General features: G+C 61.9%; 15 protein-coding genes, 1 tRNA gene and 2 pseudogenes. 7 read left to right on the forward strand and 11 right to left on the reverse strand.

The features are described from left to right. Nucleotides 1–3: 3 nt before the first annotated feature. Nucleotides 4–891 (reverse strand): 4-hydroxy-tetrahydrodipicolinate synthase, encoded by an 888-nt coding sequence (gene dapA, locus QQ992_RS21385; protein ID WP_019098479.1) that lies wholly within the window; start codon nucleotides 889–891, stop codon nucleotides 4–6. A 259-nt stretch (nucleotides 892–1150) separates the two neighbouring features. On the opposite strand from dapA, the gene QQ992_RS21390 reads away from it, so the two are divergent. Beyond that, on the forward strand, nucleotides 1151–1711 hold the full coding sequence (locus QQ992_RS21390) for a glycine cleavage system transcriptional repressor (RefSeq protein WP_003254741.1): 561 nt from the start codon (nucleotides 1151–1153) through the stop codon (nucleotides 1709–1711). A gap of 10 nt (nucleotides 1712–1721) precedes the next feature. Beyond that, on the forward strand, nucleotides 1722–2195 hold the full coding sequence (locus QQ992_RS21395; RefSeq protein ID WP_286110940.1) for a peroxiredoxin: 474 nt from the start codon (nucleotides 1722–1724) through the stop codon (nucleotides 2193–2195). Nucleotides 2196–2311: 116 nt separating this feature from the next. Here the strand turns inward: QQ992_RS21395 and QQ992_RS21400 are convergent, their stop codons facing one another. Further along, the gene (locus QQ992_RS21400; RefSeq protein ID WP_019098477.1) at nucleotides 2312–3382 is read right to left on the reverse strand and encodes an AI-2E family transporter; all 1071 of its coding nucleotides are present in this window, start codon (nucleotides 3380–3382) and stop codon (nucleotides 2312–2314) included. Nucleotides 3383–3402: 20 nt separating this feature from the next. Continuing rightward, the gene (locus QQ992_RS21405; protein WP_286110941.1) at nucleotides 3403–3642 is read right to left on the reverse strand and encodes a sulfurtransferase TusA family protein; all 240 of its coding nucleotides are present in this window, start codon (nucleotides 3640–3642) and stop codon (nucleotides 3403–3405) included. 121 nt (nucleotides 3643–3763) lie between these two features. Here QQ992_RS21405 and QQ992_RS21410 point away from each other — a divergent pair, with 121 nt between their 5' ends. Next, nucleotides 3764–5200, forward strand: coding sequence for a M48 family metalloprotease (locus QQ992_RS21410; protein WP_016711983.1), 1437 nt, complete (start codon nucleotides 3764–3766; stop codon nucleotides 5198–5200). A 109-nt stretch (nucleotides 5201–5309) separates the two neighbouring features. On the opposite strand, the gene nadA is transcribed toward QQ992_RS21410, so the two are convergent. Both nadA and QQ992_RS21420 read right to left on the reverse strand, forming a co-directional pair. Beyond that, complete coding sequence (gene nadA / locus QQ992_RS21415; protein ID WP_016711984.1) at nucleotides 5310–6368, reverse strand: quinolinate synthase NadA; 1059 nt, start codon at nucleotides 6366–6368, stop codon at nucleotides 5310–5312. A 233-nt stretch (nucleotides 6369–6601) separates the two neighbouring features. Beyond that, nucleotides 6602–8110 (reverse strand): YdgA family protein, encoded by a 1509-nt coding sequence (locus tag QQ992_RS21420; RefSeq protein WP_286110942.1) that lies wholly within the window; start codon nucleotides 8108–8110, stop codon nucleotides 6602–6604. Between the two features lie 442 nt (nucleotides 8111–8552). Between QQ992_RS21420 and QQ992_RS21425 the strand changes: the two genes are divergently transcribed. The 4 genes and pseudogenes from QQ992_RS21425 (at nucleotide 8553) to QQ992_RS21435 (ending at nucleotide 13161) form a co-directional block, all read left to right on the forward strand. Further along, a complete protein-coding gene (locus tag QQ992_RS21425) occupies nucleotides 8553–9905 on the forward strand; it encodes an APC family permease (protein ID WP_274082075.1) in 1353 nt (450 codons plus the stop codon). Nucleotides 9906–10190: 285 nt separating this feature from the next. Beyond that, nucleotides 10191–11132 (forward strand): annotated as a pseudogene (locus tag QQ992_RS28160) (cache domain-containing protein); the annotation flags it as partial. Nucleotides 11133–11528: 396 nt separating this feature from the next. Then, nucleotides 11529–12038: pseudogene (locus QQ992_RS28165) on the forward strand (methyl-accepting chemotaxis protein); the annotation flags it as partial. Between the two features lie 163 nt (nucleotides 12039–12201). Next, a complete protein-coding gene (locus QQ992_RS21435; RefSeq protein WP_286110944.1) occupies nucleotides 12202–13161 on the forward strand; it encodes a cation diffusion facilitator family transporter in 960 nt (319 codons plus the stop codon). A 75-nt stretch (nucleotides 13162–13236) separates the two neighbouring features. Here QQ992_RS21435 and QQ992_RS21440 read toward each other — a convergent pair. From QQ992_RS21440 to tolB, 6 genes are all read right to left on the reverse strand, one after another. Continuing rightward, nucleotides 13237–13312, reverse strand: a tRNA-Lys gene (locus QQ992_RS21440). Between the two features lie 63 nt (nucleotides 13313–13375). Further along, complete coding sequence (gene queC, locus QQ992_RS21445) at nucleotides 13376–14050, reverse strand: 7-cyano-7-deazaguanine synthase QueC (protein WP_274082065.1); 675 nt, start codon at nucleotides 14048–14050, stop codon at nucleotides 13376–13378. A 17-nt stretch (nucleotides 14051–14067) separates the two neighbouring features. Then, on the reverse strand, nucleotides 14068–14715 hold the full coding sequence (gene queE, locus QQ992_RS21450) for a 7-carboxy-7-deazaguanine synthase QueE (protein ID WP_286110945.1): 648 nt from the start codon (nucleotides 14713–14715) through the stop codon (nucleotides 14068–14070). 168 nt (nucleotides 14716–14883) lie between these two features. Further along, on the reverse strand, nucleotides 14884–15690 hold the full coding sequence (ybgF, locus tag QQ992_RS21455) for a tol-pal system protein YbgF (RefSeq protein WP_105945489.1): 807 nt from the start codon (nucleotides 15688–15690) through the stop codon (nucleotides 14884–14886). Between the two features lie 6 nt (nucleotides 15691–15696). Next, the gene (gene pal, locus QQ992_RS21460) at nucleotides 15697–16197 is read right to left on the reverse strand and encodes a peptidoglycan-associated lipoprotein Pal (protein WP_012273762.1); all 501 of its coding nucleotides are present in this window, start codon (nucleotides 16195–16197) and stop codon (nucleotides 15697–15699) included. 54 nt (nucleotides 16198–16251) lie between these two features. After that, nucleotides 16252–17523, reverse strand: a complete 1272-nt coding sequence (tolB, locus tag QQ992_RS21465; protein ID WP_019098470.1) for a Tol-Pal system beta propeller repeat protein TolB — start codon at nucleotides 17521–17523, stop codon at nucleotides 16252–16254. Between the last annotated feature and the right edge of the window lies 1 nt (nucleotide 17524).

Below are 17524 nucleotides of genomic sequence, written 5' to 3' on the forward strand. Positions count from 1 at the left end.
CTCTTAAACCAGTACGCCGGACTGGCGCAAGGCAGTACGGACTTTTTCGTGGCAGCCTTCGCTCAGCCAGGTCAGTGGCAGGCGAATGCCCTTTTGCATCAGGCCCATTTCGACGAGCGCCCACTTCACCGGGATCGGGTTGGCTTCGCAGAACAGGTCTTTGTGCAGCGGCATGAGTTTTTCGTTGATCGCGCGGGCCTTCTCGGCATTGCCCTCAAGGGCGGCCTCGCACAGATCGGCCATTTCGCGCGGGGCGACGTTGGCGGTAACAGAAATGTTGCCCTTGCCGCCCATCAGAATCAGTTCAACGGCCGTCGGGTCATCGCCGGACAGGACGATGAAGTCCTTGCTGACGCCATCGAGGATGGCCTTGGCGCGGACCAGGTCGCCGGTGGCTTCCTTGATGCCGATGATGTTCGGCACGGTCGACAGGCGGATCACGGTCTCGGCCTGCATGTCGCAGGAGGTGCGGCCAGGTACGTTGTAGAGGATCTGCGGAATGTCGACGGCTTCGGCAATGTGCTTGAAGTGCTGGTACAGGCCTTCTTGCGTCGGCTTGTTATAGTACGGCACTACCAGTAGGCAAGCATCGGCACCGGCGCTCTTGGCGTTCTGGGTCAGGTGCACGGCTTCGGCAGTGGCGTTGGCACCGGTACCGGCAATGACCGGAACGCGGCGGCTGCTGCGCTTGACGCGCTCGACCACGTGCTTGATGACCAGGATGTGTTCTTCGACATCCAGCGTGGCGGACTCACCGGTGGTGCCGACAGCGACGATCGCATGGGTGCCGTTTTCCAGGTGGAAGTCTACAAGTTTGTCGAGGCTGCCCCAGTCCACACGCCCTTGTGCATCCATGGGTGTGACCAATGCCACCATACTGCCCGCAATCATGTAACTGCTCCTGCCGGAAAAAGAGAGCCGTAATGGTACTGGGGGCATCGGCCTTGCACAAGCGAAGCAGGCAGGCGGAGCATTCCCCTCGGCGCCTTATTTCGCTACCCTTGATCCTTTGATCGGTGCAGCGCGGCCCGCCGGGCCGTCGACCTTGCTCCCCGCCAGCGTCCACGACCTCGCATGCGAGCCCCGGGCCCTGCCGACAGGAGGCTTTCGCCCGTCCTGTACCGACCGCTCATCGCTTTAGGAACGCTGCATGTCCACCCCCACCGTCCGCGAACAATTCCTTGTCATCAGTGCCTTGGGCCCGAACCCCATGGAACTGGCCAACGTCCTCAGCCGCGCCGCTTTCGAAAACCGCTGCGCGGTGGTCACCTCGCGCCTGAGCCGCCACGGCGAGACCAGCGCCCTGGTGCTGCAAGTGGGCGGCAGCTGGGACGCCCTGGCGCGCCTGGAGTCCACCCTGCCGGGCCTGGGCAAAAAACATGGCCTGACCCTGGACGTGGTGCGCAGCGCCGACCAGGAAGTGCGCCCGCAGGCCCTGCCGTACGTGGCCTACGTCAGCGCCGCCTATCGCCCGGACATCATCAACGAGCTGTGCCAGTTCTTCCTCGACCACCGCGTCGAGCTGGAAGCCATGACCTGCGACACCTACCTGGCTCCGCAAACCGGCAGCAGCATGCTCAACGCCCAGTTCACCGTGATTCTGCCGGCCGGCACGCAAATCAGCTGGTTGCGTGACCAGTTCCTGGACTTTGCCGATGCCCTGAACCTGGACGCGCTGATCGAACCTTGGCGCCCACAGAACCCCATGTAAGGAAACCACCATGGCTGTAGCACTCGACCAACCTGTTGCCGACTTCCAGGCCCAGGCCACCAGCGGGCAAACCGTCAGCCTGGCCGAACTCAAGGGCCAGCAAGTGGTGGTGTACTTCTACCCGAAGGACAGCACGCCGGGCTGCACCACCGAAGGCCAGGGGTTCCGCGACCAGCATGACGCCTTTGCCGCAGCCAACACGGTGGTGTTCGGCGTGTCGCGCGATGGCATCAAGTCGCACGAGAACTTCAAGGCCAAGCAAGGCTTCCCGTTCGAGCTGATCAGCGACAAGGACGAAGCCCTGTGCCAGCTGTTCGACGTGATCAAGCTGAAGAAGCTGTACGGCAAGGAATACATGGGCGTTGACCGCAGCACCTTCCTGATCGACAAGAAGGGTGTACTGCGCCAGGAATGGCGTGGGGTGAAGGTGCCAGGGCATGTGGATGCAGTTTTGGCTGCGGCTCAGGCATTGAGCAAGGCTTGAGATTGATGGGGGGCGCTTTGCGCCCCTATCGCGACACAAGGCCGCTCCTACAGGGAATCGCGTTCTCTTGTAGGAGCGGCCTTGTGTCGCGATGGGCTGCAAAGCAGCCCCAAAAATTACAGCATCGGTGAAACGCTAGGCTCCTGCCGCGGCCAGGCATCCAGCACGGCCTTGATCAGGGTCGCCAGCGGGATGGCGAAGAAAATCCCCCAGAACCCCCACAACCCGCCAAACAGCAGTACCGCGCAAATGATCGCCACCGGGTGCAGGCTTACCGCCTCGGAGAACAGCAGCGGTACCAGCACATTGCCATCCAGCGCCTGGATGATCGCGTACACCGTCATCAGGTAGATGAACTGGTCGCCCCAGCCCCACTGGAACAGCGCAATCAGCGTCACCGGCACCGTCACCACCACCGCCCCCACGTAGGGCACGACCACCGACAGCCCCACCAGCAGCGCCAGCAGTGCGGCGTAGTTGAGCCCCAGGCTGATGAAGGCAATGTAGGTAGCAATGCCACAAATCAGAATTTCGATGCCCTTGCCACGGATGTAGTTGGCGATCTGCCGGTTCATCTCGCTGCCCACCCGGTTCAGTAGGGTGCGCTGGCGCGGCAGATAGCCACTCACCCAGCGCCCGATCAGTTCGCGGTCCTTGAGGAAGAAGAACACCAGGATCGGCACCAGCACCAGGTAGATCATGGCGTTGACCAGCAACGGCAGGCTCGACAGCGAGAAAGTCAGCGCCCACTGGCCAAACTTGCCGATTTCGCCACGTACCGACTCGATGGCATGCAGCACCTGCTCGTCCGACACCAGGTGCGGGTAGCGCTCGGGCAGCAGCAACAGCAGCGACTGCCACTTGCCAAGCATGCCCGGCAGCTCGTTGAACAGGGTAATAAGCTGGTGCCACAGCAGCGGCACCAGCACCAGCATGAACAGCGCCAGCGCGCCCATGAACAGGGCGAACACCAACATTACCGCCAGCCGCGTCGGTACCCGCACACGCTCCAGGGCGTTGACCAGGCCCTGCATCAAGAACGCCAGCACCATACCCGCCAGCACGGGCGCGAGCATGCCGCCCAAGGTGAGAACGGCCGTGAAAGCCAGAAACAGAAGGACCGCCAGCACCACTGCTTCTTCATCGGAGAAGTAGCGCTGCATCCAGTCGCGAAGCACTTTGAACATTGACGATCCTTGGTAAAGACTCAGGCCTTGCGCAGCCAGTAAGTGTAGGTGCCGGACTCGGCCGTTTCCCGCAGCAGGGTATGACCGGCCAACTGGGCGAAAGTGCGGAAGTCACGCTGCGACCCGGCATCCGTGGCGATCACCTTGAGTACCGCGCCACTGGCAAGGCGGTTGAGCTCCATCTTGGCTTTGAGCAGCGGCAAAGGGCAATTCAGCCCGCTGGCGTCCAGTTCGGCATCGCAGGTCAGGGTGTCACTCATCGCAGGGTCTCCAAAGGCGTTGCCAGACTGCTTGCTGACAGGGCCGGCTAGGATAGCGCCACTGGTCGCCAACGTGTGAGCCCGCTACAGTAGGTATCTTTGACCGACGCGAGCTTCATGCATGAATCTACTGCGCCCTACCCTGCTGACGCTGGCCTGCCTGATGGCCCTTCCCGGCCATGCTGACGACCTGCCATCACTGGGTGACGCCAGTTCCGCGATCGTTTCGCCGCAACAGGAGCACCAACTGGGCCGCGCCTGGCTGAGCCTGCTGCGTGGCCAGGTCAACCAGCTGAACGACCCACAGCTCAAGGATTATGTCGAAACCAGCGTGTACAAACTGGCCGAAACCAGCCAGCTGCAGGACCGGCGCCTGGAATTCATCCTGATCGACAGCCGCGAGCTAAACGCCTTTGCCGCCCCGGGTGGCATTGTCGGGGTCAACGGCGGGCTGTTCCTCAACGCCCAGACCGAAGGCGAGTACGCCTCGGTACTGGCGCACGAACTGGCGCACTTGTCGCAGCGCCACTTCGCCCGAGGCGTCGAGGCGCAGCAGCGCATGCAGCTGCCGATGATGGCGGCGTTGCTGGCCGGTATCGTGCTGGCCGCCGGTGGCGCCGGCGATGCGGGCATCGGCATGATTGCCGGTACCCAGGCGGCGGCAATCCAGGAACAGCGCCGCTTCTCGCGCCAGAACGAACAGGAAGCCGACCGTATCGGTATCCAGAACCTGGAAAAGGCCGGCTACGACCCGCGCAACATGCCGACCATGTTCGAGCGCCTGGCACGCCAGTACCGCTATGACGCCAAGCCGCCTGAATTCCTGCTGACCCACCCGGTGACCGAATCCCGTATCGCCGATACCCGCAACCGGGCCGACCAGGCGCCCAAGGGCGGCATTGAAGACAGCATGCGCTACCAACTGATTCGCGCCCGGGTGGCGCTGACCTACGAAGGTACACCGGGGCTTGCTGCCAAGCGCTTCCGCGCCCAGCTGGACGAAGACCCAAAACTGGACGCCGCGCGTTACGGCCTGGCCTTGGCTCAGATCAAAGGCGGGCAGCTGAACGAAGCGCGTGAAATGCTCAAGCCGCTACTGGCCAAAGCACCCAACGACATCACCTACAACCTGGCGCAGATCGACCTGGACATCACCAACAATCGCCTGGCCGACGCCCAGCAGCGCGCCGAGCGGATGCAGGGGCTGTACCCGGGCAACTACCCGCTAAAACAGGTCCGCGCCGATTTGCTGGTGAAGCAGAACAAGCCTGCCGAAGCGGAGAAGGTGCTGAACGAACTGGTCAAGAGCCGGCCGGATGACCCGGACGTGTGGTACGACATGGCTGAAGTGCGGGGTTTGTCGGGCAATACCATTGGCCTGCACCGGGCGCGGGCTGAATACTTCACCCTGGTGGGGGACTTTGACCAGGCGATCCAGCAACTGGATTACGCCAAGCGCCGGTCGGGCAGCAACTTCCCGCTGGCTTCGCAGATTGACCAGCGCCAGCGCGAGATCATGGAGCAGCAGCGCATGGTTCGGGAAATGATGGGGCGCTGAGGGCCCTTTCGCGGGCTCGCCCGCTCCCACAGGGGTTGCACCGCCTGCGAGCGCGGCGCTGTATCTGTGGGAGCGGGCGAGCCCGCGAAGAAGACGATGCGGTCTGTCGTCAGGCGTTACCGGACAGTTTCAGCCTTGCAGCCTGGGTAAAGTCCAGCATCCGGTTCAACGGTTTGATCGCCTTGGGCACCAGCGCCGGGTCGACGAAAATCTCATCACCGCCATTACGCAAGCAGTGCAGCACGCGCTCCAGGGTATTCATCGCCATCCACGGGCAGTGTGCGCAGCTGCGGCAGGCCGCGCCATTGCCGGCAGTAGGCGCTTCGACGAATTCCTTGTCCGGGCACAGCTGCTGCATCTTGTAGAAGATGCCGCGATCGGTGGCGACGATGAAGGTCTTGTTCGGCAGGGTCTGCGCTGCCTTGATCAGCTGGCTGGTAGAACCCACTGCGTCGGCCAGTTCGATGACCGCTTCCGGCGACTCTGGGTGCACCAGGATCGCTGCGTCCGGGTACAGCGCCTTCATGTCGGCCAGCTGGCGCGATTTGAACTCTTCGTGAACGATGCAGGCACCGTCCCACAGCAGCATGTCGGCACCGGTCTGCTTCTGGATGTAACGGCCCAGGTGCTGGTCCGGCCCCCAGATGATGGTCTCGCCGTTATCCATCAGGCTTTCGACAATTTCCAGCGCGCAGCTTGAGGTCACTACCCAGTCAGCACGGGCCTTTACGGCAGCGGACGTGTTGGCGTAAACCACCACGGTACGTTCAGGGTGCTGGTCGCAGAACGCAGAAAACTCTTCGACCGGGCAACCCAGGTCGAGCGAGCAGGTCGCCTCCAGGGTCGGCATCAGCACGCGCTTTTCCGGGGTGAGGATTTTTGCCGTTTCGCCCATGAAACGCACGCCAGCCACGATCACGGTCTCGGCCGGATGGTTCTTGCCGAAGCGGGCCATTTCCAGCGAGTCGGACACGCAGCCGCCGGTTTCTTCAGCCAGCGCCTGGATGACCGGGTCGCAGTAATAGTGGGCAACCAGCACTGCGTTCTGGGCCTTGAGCTCGGCAGCGATGGCCGCACGGTATTCGGCCTCCTGCTCGGCTGTCAGCGGGTTGGGCTGCTTGGCGTCGAGGTGAGCCTGAACCAACAGGCGTTCGGAAATCTGGGTCATGATCGCTGGACCTGCAGGCGCGCGTGCGCGTCAAATCGAGTGTATCACCCGGCCCTGACAGATCGGCTAAGGGTGCCGGACGGCATACTGCCCGCCACGGCCCTCTGCGGGCACGGATTATTATCGGAGGCCGAAGGCTACAGACAATCCAGCGAATTCTAAAGTGGTTTTTGTGTTGGCTGCACCGGCCCTTTCGCGGGTAAACCCGCGAAGAGGCCAGTACAGGCTGGCGATCAACCCTGCGGCGACAAGGCCGCCATGTGCGCTGCCATGAGCATGACAAATTCCTCAACGGTCATTTTCTTGCCGTTGAAGTCAACCATGCCATCGGCATAGTGCAGACTGCTCACCACATCATTACCTTCGACAGTCGCCATGCCACTCTGCAGCGCCATCATGCCAACCATCTCCCCCGCCTGGCTGGACTGCATGGCAATCGCCTGAGCGTCAGTCTGACCATCCAGCAGGGCCTGCAAGGTCGCCAGGTCACCCATCATCGGCTTGGACAACGAGAGCTTGCTCTTCACCTCGGTGATCATCTGCTTGCTCAACTGATCCGGCGGCAGGTCGAAGCTGGACGGGGCGGCAAAGTCCATCGACAGGTTGAAGCGGCTTTCGCCATTGGCGGTCTTGAACGACAGGTTTTCTATCGCCACCTTGGGTTTGGCAGCCAGCAGTTGCTTCAGATCCCCTTGGAACCTGGCCTTTTCCGCGTCGTCCATCTGGATCTGCGGCACGGGTTGGCCGGCAGCAGAGGCAGCTTCGAACTCCGCCAGATGCGCCTGGTACCACTTCGACAATGCCTGCAGCGCCGGTGCGTTGACCGAGGTAATGCTCACCGCCATCTGTGCCTTACCCACTGCACGGCCATCCCAGGTGATGTCGCCAACCTTGTACTCCACGCGACCGCCCACGGTATCCGGGCCATCAAGGGTCTGCAGGGCATTTTGCTCAAAGCCCTTGATCAGCAGTACCTGCTGTTTGGGCCCCAGGGTGACCTTGGTTTCAGCCAGCGTCAGGTCGGCATTACCGACATAGATGGCGTCGTGCGCGGTGGCTGCCAGGTTACCGCCAAGCTTCAGGCCTTTGAGCTCGAACGTGGCAGGCGGCTGGTCGTCATGCACCAGTTTCATCACGAAACGGTCGGCCTGGCCGTGGAATCTGGATGCCTTGCCTTCCTTGTCGCCACTGACCTCCAGCTGCATACCCGAGAAGTCGAGGCTGTTGCCGTCCGCTTCGTCGAGCTTGACCGGCGCCAGCCGAACCTGGCTGACCACATTACCGCCGTAGCCCAGGCTGGTTTGGGCGCTGACCGGCGCCTGCTCACCCGCTGCGGCAAACCACGGTGCGGTGGCTTCGTCCTTTTGCAAACTGCTGTTGCTGACCGCCAGCACCGGCATCAGCTTGAACGCCTTGACCCGCGACCAGGGGAACGGGCCGTGCTCGATCTGGTCGGTCACGCCCACGTCGAAACTCAACACCTCGCCGTCACCCACGTTGATGTCGCGTGCTTTCAGGCGGTACTGGGCGGTACTGCTGAAGAAATGCTGCTCCAGCGACACCCGCTCGATGCTCATGCTGCCACCGGTGGTCACCAGGGCTTTCTTCAGCTCGGCGTTGCTGCGGGCAAGGGCATTGTCCAGCTCGGCCGGCAGCTGCTTGCCGGTGTACCAGGCGCCAACGGTGGTTGCGACGGCAATGGCGATAGCCAGGCCGGAAAGGATGCCAACTGATTTCTTCATGAATAGAACCGAATGCTGTCCGTAAGGGCTTGTTGGGCGACCAAAGACCACGCAGCGAAGATTACCACTGCAACAGGTGACACAGGCGGGTGCGGATCGAGAAATGGCATTTTTGGGAAGCGTCTGACACCCAGCCCAAGGACGACGCTAAATCGTTAATTTTTACGAACATTCAAATTGATCAAAACCGCAAAAAACCGCGCAAAAACCGAACAAAACAGCCTTTAAATCGATAAATGTTTCAATTCAGTAACATCTTGTCATGTTTAACTTGACACCCACCTACCCATCGTTTTTTATTTTCACCACTTTGCGCGTCCCCCCGCGCCTTCCGCCGCTCCAACATAAAAGGTGAACAACATGGAGCCCACCCGCTCGCCCTTGCCGCATGCGCAATACACCGTGCCCGTCGTTTACGCCCAGCAGCAGGAGCCATGCCAGCATGCAGCATGACCACAGCGCTACCGGCAACGGCCAACTTCGCAAAACCCTGCGTCTCTGGCATGTGATCATCATCGGCCTGGCCTACCTGACGCCGATGACCGTGTTCGACACCTTCGGCATTGTCAGCGGGATTACCGCCGGCCACGTACCCAGCGCCTACATCCTGGCGCTGGCCGGCATCCTGTTCACCGCCGTGAGCTACGGCACCCTGGTAAAGCGCTTCCCGCAGTCGGGCTCGGCCTACACCTACACCCAACGCGCCATCAACCCGCATGTAGGCTTCCTGGTCGGCTGGTCGTCGCTGCTGGATTACCTGCTGCTGCCGATGGTCAACGCGTTGCTGGCCAAGCTTTACCTCTCGGCCATGTTCCCGGAAGTACCAGAGTGGATGTGGGTGGCCGGCTTCGTCACCCTGATCAGCCTGATCAACATGCGCAGCGTCAACCTGGTGGCACACTTCAACCTGTTGTTCGTGGGCGTGCAGGTAGCGATCATCGCGGTGTTCATCTACCTGTGCGTGCGCGGCCTGGACCACGGTGAAGGGCTGGGTACCGCCTGGAGCCTGGTCCCCTTCGGCGACAGCCAGACCCAGTTCAGCGCCCTGGCCGCTGGCGCGACCATCCTGTGCTTCTCGTTCCTGGGGTTTGACGCTGTTACCTGCCTGTCCGAGGAAACCCGTGACCCGAGCAAGACCATCCCTCGTGCCATTTTCCTCACTGCGCTGATCGGCGGCGTGGTGTTCATCACCGTGTCGTACTTCATCCAGGCTTATTTCCCGACCATGGCGCGCTTCCACGACCATGAAGCGGCCCTGCCGGAAATCGCCCTGTACGTGGGTGGCAAACTGTTCCAGTCGATTTTCATCGCCTGCACCGTGATCAACACCATCGCCTCTGGCCTGGCCTCGCAAACCAGCGTGTCGCGCCTGCTGTACGTGATGGGCCGCGACAACGTGATCCCGGCCAGCGTCTTTGCCCGCCTGCATTCACGCTACAAGACCCCCGTGCTGAACATTGCGGTAGTGGGGCTGATTTCGCTGTCGGCAATCTTCTTCGACCTGGTGACCGCCACCTCGATCATCAACTTCGGCGCCCTGGTCGCGTTCAGCTTCGTCAACCTGTCGGTGATCAACCACTGCTACCTGCGCGAAGGCAACCGCAAAGGCCTGGCCAACCAGCTGAAATACCTGGTACTGCCTACCGTCGGCTTCTGCATCATCGTCTCGCTGTGGCTGGACCTGAATGCACACTCGCTGATGTTTGGCGGCATCTGGGCTGCGCTCGGGCTGATCTACCTGGGCTGGCTGACCAAAGCCTTCCGATCGGCACCGCCCAACTACGTCGCCGAATGACCCACGCTGCCAACAACGCCCGCGCCTGACCGCGGGCGTTGTACTTGCTCGAAAAGGAAAGCCCTCATGCCGCTGCGTCGCCTCTCCATCCAATGGAAGATCACCCTGCTCGCCGGCTTGTGCCTGCTGGCCATCGTCGCCTTGCTGGTGGCCACTTCGCTGACCCAGGCACAACGCAGTGCCGCGCTGGTCAACCAGGCCAACACCGCCATGCTCGACAGCAGCGCCCGCCAGCGCCTGCAGGCCCACGCCGAAACCCAGGCCCTGCGTATCCAGCGCTACTTCATGGACGCTTACCAGTACGGCAATGGCTTTGCCCGCCTGGTACAAGTACTGAAGGCCCGTGGCGGCAGTGACCTGCGCGCCGAGCTGACCCGCCAGGCGCGTGCCAGCCTGGCCGGCAACCCGGACGTGATAGGCCTGTACCTCGTGTTCCAGCCCAACGCGCTGGACCAGCAGGACAGCCAGTTCGTCGGCCAGGATGCCGCAGGCAGCAACGACAGCGGGCGCTTCTCGTTGTACTGGTCGCAGCCAAGCCCCGGCGCACTGGAACGTGAGGCCATGCCGGAATCGATGCTCGGCGATGCCAGCATCGGCAGCAACGGCGCGGCGAAGAACCGCTGGCTGACCTGCCCGCAGGACACCGCCAAAACGTGCATGCTCGAGCCGTATCTGGACGACGTCAACGGCCGCCAGGTGCTGATGACCAGCATCGCCCTGCCGCTGCTGGAGCACGGCAAGGTGGTCGGTGTGGTGGGCCTGGACATTGGCCTTGCCAACCTCCAGCAACTGAGCGTGGATGGCCGCCGCGAACTGTTCAATGGCCAGGGCCAGGTGAGTATCGCCAGTGCTGCCGGCCTGCTGGCAGGCAACAGCCGCGACGACAGCGCGCTCGGCCAGCCCATGGACAAGGCGGTAGCCGACGGCCTGCTGCGCGTGGCGCACCCCTTCACGCCAATCCCTGACGCAGCCCCGTGGCAGGTTTTGCTGGAGCTGCCAGAAAGCGTGCTGCAGGCACCCGCCGTGGCCCTCAATCAACGCCTGGACGCACACAACCAAAGCGCCAACCTCACCAGCCTGCTGATCGGCCTTGGCGCGGCGGTGGTGGGTTTGCTGCTGGTATGGCTGACCGCACGCGGCGTTACCCGGCCCATCCTGGCCGTGGCTGCGCGCCTGAAAGACATCGCCAGCGGCGAAGGCGACCTGACCCGCCGCCTGGAATACGCCCGCGAGGACGAACTGGGCCAGCTCACGGGGTGGTTCAACCGCTTCCTCGACAAGCTGCAGCCGATCATCGCCCAGGTCAAAGGCTCGTTGCAGGAAGCCCGCGATACCGCTGACCAGTCAGCCGCCATCGCCAGCCAGACCAGCAACGGCATGCAACAGCAGCACCGCGAAATCGAGCAGGTGGCCACGGCTGCCAACGAGATGAGCGCCACCGCCCTGGATGTCGCCCACAACGCCTCGCAGGCGGCTCAGGCCGCGCGCGCCGCCGACCAGGCCAGCCGCGAAGGCCTGCAGCTGATCGACAGCACCCGCCAGGGCATCGACCGCCTGGCTGCCGGCATGGACACCGCCATGGACGAGGCACGTGCCCTGGAAGACCGCAGCGGGCAGATCGGCTCGGTACTGGAAGTGATCCGCACCATCGCCGAGCAGACCAACCTGCTGGCGCTGAATGCCGCCATCGAAGCGGCCCGTGCTGGCGAGGCCGGGCGCGGTTTCGCCGTGGTCGCCGATGAAGTACGCGGGCTGGCCCAGCGCACGCAGGTGTCGGTGGAGGAGATTCGCCAGGTCATCGAAGGCTTGCAGCAAGGCACCCAGGATGTCGTGGGCGCCATGCACGAGGGCCAGCGCCAGGCACAGGACAGCGCAGCGCGCATGGAACAGGCGCTGCCGGCACTGCAGCGCATTGGCGAGGCGGTGACCGTGATCAGCGACATGAACCTGCAGATTGCCTCGGCCGCGGAAGAACAGAGCGCGGTGGCTGAGGAGGTGAACCGCAACGTCGCCGGCATTCGGGATGTGACCGAGTCGCTGGCGGGCCAGGCCGACGAATCGGCACGCATCAGCCAGGCGCTGAACCGGCTGGCCAATCAACAACAGGCGCTGATGGAGCAATTCCGCGTGTAGGAGCGGCCTTGTGTCGCGATCGGGCTGCGCAGCAGCCCCGGCAATTTGTGCGACACAGCTAGAATCGTGGGGCTGCTTCGCAGCCCGATCGCGACACAAGGCCGCTCCTACAATAATTGCGCAAAACTGAAGATAGTCACTTCGTTACGACTGAGTTCATTTCATGGAATCACAAAGCAAACAATCGTTCTTCGACATCACCAGCGAACAGGGCCTTTTACGCACCTCGATTGCCGTCACCCTGTTCATCGCCAGCATCGGTATCGCCTTCGGCGTGGCCTCCGGCTCCTACTCCATCGTCTTCGACGGCGTCTATTCGCTGGTCGACGCCAGCATGAGTGGCCTGTCGCTTGTTGTGGTCAAACTGATCACCTCGCACACCACCAGCGTGCAGATGTCGCGCAAGCTGCGCGAGCGCTTCACCATGGGTTTCTGGCACCTGGAACCCATGGTGCTGGCTCTGAACGGCATTCTGCTCAGCGGCGTGGCCATCTACGCACTGATCAACGCCGTCAGCAGCCTGCTGCAAGGCGGCCGTCACCTCGAATTCGGCATTGCCATGATCTATGCGGTGCTGACCGTGATCACCTGCGTGACCATCGCCGTGGTCGAGGCCCGCGCCAACCGCAAGCTGAAATCAGACTTCGTGCGCATGGACGTCAAGGGCTGGGTGATGTCGGCCAGCATCACCGCCGCGCTACTGATTGCGTTCTGCTTTGGTTACGCAGTGCAAGGCACGTCGCTGGAGTGGGTATCACCGTACATCGACCCGGCCGTGCTGGCGCTGGTGTGCCTGGTAATCGTGCCGTTGCCGATGTCGGTGGTACGCCAGGCGCTGTCAGAAATATTTCTGGTCACCCCCGGCGACCTCAAGCTGCATGTGGATGAGGTGGCCAAGGCCTTCGTTGCCCGCCACGGGCTGCAGTCATACCGCGCCTATGTGGCCAAGGTCGGGCGCTCGCGGGAGATCGAGCTGTACTTCATCGTGCCAAAGGCCATGGCGGCGAAGACCATCGACGAATGGGACGCATGGCGCAACGAGATTGGCGATGCCGTCGGTGGCGAAGGGCCGGACCGCTGGCTGACGGTGGTATTCACCGGGGATCCGGAGTGGGCCGAGTAAGCTGGGAGCGCATGACGCACCGAGAACGAAAAAGCCCGCGACCGTTACCGGTAGCGGGCTTTGACGTACTGAGTATGGTGGGTCGTGTAGGATTCGAACCTACGACCAATTGGTTAAAAGCCAACTGCTCTACCAACTGAGCTAACGACCCGTTGGATGGCGCGTATAATACTGATTTCTAACGGGAAATCAACACTCCATCAAAGGTTTTTTGTCAAACATACCGTGTCGGGTCTTCGACACCGGCTGCCTTGAAGCCATCTGCACGCAGGCGGCAGCTGTCACATTTACCACAGGCACGGCCGTCATCGTCGGCCTGATAGCAGGAAACGGTCAAGCTGTAATCCACGCCACGGGCGATACCAGCCTGCACGATCTGCGCCTTGCTCATGTTCTGCAGCGGCGCCTGAATGCGGAAGCCCTGCCCCTCTACGCCCGCCTTGGTCGCCAGGTTGGCCATACGCTCGAAGGCCTCGACGAACTCGGGGCGGCAATCCGGGTAACCGGAGTAATCCACGGCATTGACGCCGATAAAGATGTCGCGCGCCTCCAGCACTTCTGCCCAACCCAAGGCCAGCGACAGGAATACGGTGTTGCGGGCCGGCACGTAGGTGACCGGGATACCTTCACTGGGGGCTTCCGGCACGTCAATGCTGCTGTCGGTCAACGCCGAACCACCAATACCGTCAAGGTTAAGGCCAATCACCTTGTGCTCGACCGCACCCAGGTCGCGGGCCACGCGTGCGGCAGCGTTCAGCTCGGCACGGTGGCGCTGGCCGTAGTCGAAGCTCATGGTGTAGCAGCTATAGCCTTCTGCTTTGGCCATGGCGACCACGGTGGCGGAGTCCAGGCCGCCGGACAACAGGATTACTGCGCGCTTTTCTGTCATGTGTGCTTGCTCCTCAATCAACGTCCGGGTTCGTCGTTCCACAGCAGCTTGTGCAACTGCAACTGGAAGCGTACAGGCAGGTTGTCCGCTACGATCCAGTCTGCCAGGTCGCTGGCACTCACCTGATGGTGGCTCGGCGAGAACAACACCTCGCCGGCACGCTCGGCCAGGTTGTACTGGATCAGCTTGGACACCGCCCAGTCGTAGTCCTCTCGGGAACAGATGACGAACTTGACCTGGTCATTGCGGGTCAGCAGCTCGATGTTCTCATAGCGGTTACGGTGCGACTCCTCGGAGCCCGGGGTCTTCAAATCGACTACGCGGCTAACGCGCGTGTCGGTGCCAGCGATATCCAGCGCGCCGCTGGTTTCCAGCGACACCTCGTAACCGGCGTCACACAGGCGCTGCAGCAACGGCAAGGCATTCGGCTGGGCCAAGGGCTCGCCGCCGGTGACACAGACATAACGGGGCTTGAAGCCGGCAACCTGCTCAAGGATCGAATCGAGGGTGCGAATGGTGCCGCCGGTGAAGGCATAGGCACTGTCGCAGTACTGGCAGCGCAGGGGGCAACCGGTGAGGCGCACGAAAACCGTGGGCAGCCCAGCCGTTCGCGTTTCACCCTGCAAAGAGTAAAAGACTTCGGTGATGCGTAGTGTGTCTTGCATGCTCGCCACGGGCGTGACAGCTAAACAGGCTGTCCGCCTCCGTCAGGCACTGTCGCGGACTCGACATCGCGTTATCCGCAGCAGCGTGTTTACGAAAAAAGGGCAGTGATTCTAACGAAAAAACCCGCGACTGGCGCGGGTTTCTTTCGAAAGGTACAGCTACAACGCTTAGAGCTTCTGCAGGTCACGCTGAGCCAGTTGCGCGGCGGAGGTGCCGGGGTACTGGGTGATGACCTGCTGCAGGATGCCCTTGACCTTGTCGGTGTGGCCCATGCGGCGCTCGACATCGGCCAGTTTATAGAGCGAATCCGGCACTTTGCTGTGTTTCGGGTACTTCTGGCTAACCTGGGCAAAGGCCTGGCTGGCACCTTGCAGGTCGCCCTTGGCCAGGTTCACTTCACCCAACCAGTACTGGGCATTGCCGGCGTACTGGCTGTTGGGGTATTTGCGCAGGAAGGCATTGAACGCCTGGCTGGCCTTGTCGAAGTCTTTCTGCTTGATCAGGTCGAAAGCGGCATCGTAGTAGAGCTTTTCTTTCGCCGGATCACCGGGCTCGCTACTGGCGGCCGGTTGTTGCGCAGCAGCACCTGCTGCTGCATCGGGGGCGGCATTGGAAGCACCACCACCGGAGGAATTGTCAGGGGTTGCGGCAGGCGCAGCGCCACTGTTGATGCGACGGTCCAGGTCCTGGTATCGCTCCAGGTTTTCCTGCTTCATGCGCGACACATCGTTTTGCAGCTCTTCGATGATGCCTTGCTGGCGGGAAAGCTGGTCCTGCATCTGTTGCAGCTGCATGAACAGCTGGCCCTGTGCAGAGGCAGGGGCCGAAGCCCCCGACCCGGCATAGGCGCCGCTCGTGCCATAACCCGCGGGCGGATAACTGCCTGCGTTGTCATCTACTACAGGGACCTCAGCCCAGGCCGCGAGCGGCAGGCTGAGTGCGAGGACGGTTACTACACGGCGGCACATACGCATAAGAACTTACTTACGCAGTTCTACGCGACGGTTCTGAGCCCAGGACTGCTCGTCGTTGCCGGTGGCAACTGGACGCTCTTCGCCGTAGGAAACCAGTTCCAGCTGAGCAGGGGAAACGCCCTGCAGAACCAGGTAGCGCTGAACGGCTTTCGCACGACGCTCACCCAGAGCCATGTTGTACTCGCGGGTGCCGCGCTCGTCGGTGTTGCCTTCCAGAACAACGCGGTTGCCGTTGGACTTCAGGTCCTTGGCGTGAACGTCCAGAGCGCGCATGGCTTCTGGCTTCAGGTCCGAGCTGTCGTATTCGAAGTAGAAGGTGGTGATTGCGCGCAGGGCAGCTTCTTCGCTCAGGGAGCCGTCAACTGCGCCAGTGTTGGCACCGTAGCCAGCGTTCGGGTCTACAGCAGCGCCTTCGCCTGCGTTGTCACCGCCCTTCGAGGAGCAACCTACAGCTACGGCCATGGCCAGAGCCAGCGCAGCAAATTTACCAAACTTCAGCATTTCCATCGTGAAACTCCTAATGAAACCCCAGTGTGTTAAGCAAAACGTATTACGCCGCAATCAGTTCAGGTAAGGGGACCAGGACGGTTCTCTGACTTCGCCTTGAGCGGTAGGAAGTGGGAGCCTCACGCGGCCATTAAGCGACACGAGCATCAAGACTCCCCGGCCCTGCTGGCGGGTGGCGTAGATTAGCATGGTGCCGTTAGGCGCAACAGTGGGAGACTCATCAAGACTTGTTTCAGACAGAATCTTTACACTTCCGCGCTGCAAGTCCTGTGCCGCCACTTTAAAGTTGGTAAAGCCCTGTTGGCGATGGATCATCACCAGGGTTTTTTCGTCCGCCGAAAGTTTCGGGTTGGCGTTGTAGTTACCCACGAAGGTTACGCGCTCGGCACCACCACCACCGACCGACTGTTTGTAGATCTGCGGTTTGCCGCCACGGTCGGAAGTGAAGTAAAGCGTGTTGCCATCTTTACCCCAGAAGGGTTCGGTATTGATACCCGGGCCAGCGGTAACACGGCTGATCTGGCGCGATGCCACGTTCATCACGTAGATGTCCGGGTTGCCGTCTTTCGACAATACGAACGCCAGGCGCGAACCGTCCGGCGACCAGGCTGGCGCACCGTTCAGGCCTTCGAAGTTGGTCACCTGCTCGCGGCGGCCGGTATCAATGTTCTGGATGAAGATACGCGGGCGCTTCTGCTCGAACGACACATAGGCGATACGCTTGCCATCCGGCGCAAAGCGCGGCGACAGGATCGGCTCACGCGATTGCAGCAGGGTAACTGCACGCGCACCGTCGTAGTCCGAACGCTGCAGGGTGTAGCGGGTGTTGTTGGTGGAGAAACGCTCGGCCGTCACGTACAGCATGCGGGTGGAGAACGCACCCTTGATGCCGGTGAGTTTCTCGAACGACTGGTCGGCAATGTAGTGCGCCATGTCGCGCAACTGGTCGGTGCTACCCGCGACGCTGCCGGTCAGCACTTGCTGCTCGGTAGCGACGTTGAACAGCGCGTACTGCACCTGCAGGCGACCGCCTGCCGGCACGATGCTGCCCACCATCACGTACTGTGCACCCAGCGCTTTCCAGTCACGGAAGATCACTTCGCTGGCCTGCGACGGCTGGCTGATCATGTTCTGCCGCGGAATGGGCGAGTAGTAGCCAGAGTTGCGCAGGTCGTTGCCGATGATATCGGCAATGTCTTCTGGCAACACGCTACCGCCCTGCAGACCGAACGGCACTACCGCGATGGGCGTTGCCCGGTCGCTGCCGCTGGTGACCAGGATGTTCTTTTCCTCTGCCACGGCCATGCCTGCCACGCAGCACAGCATG

Source organism: Pseudomonas kurunegalensis (assembly GCF_030291635.1).
GTDB classification, from domain to species: Bacteria; Pseudomonadota; Gammaproteobacteria; order Pseudomonadales; family Pseudomonadaceae; genus Aquipseudomonas; species Aquipseudomonas monteilii.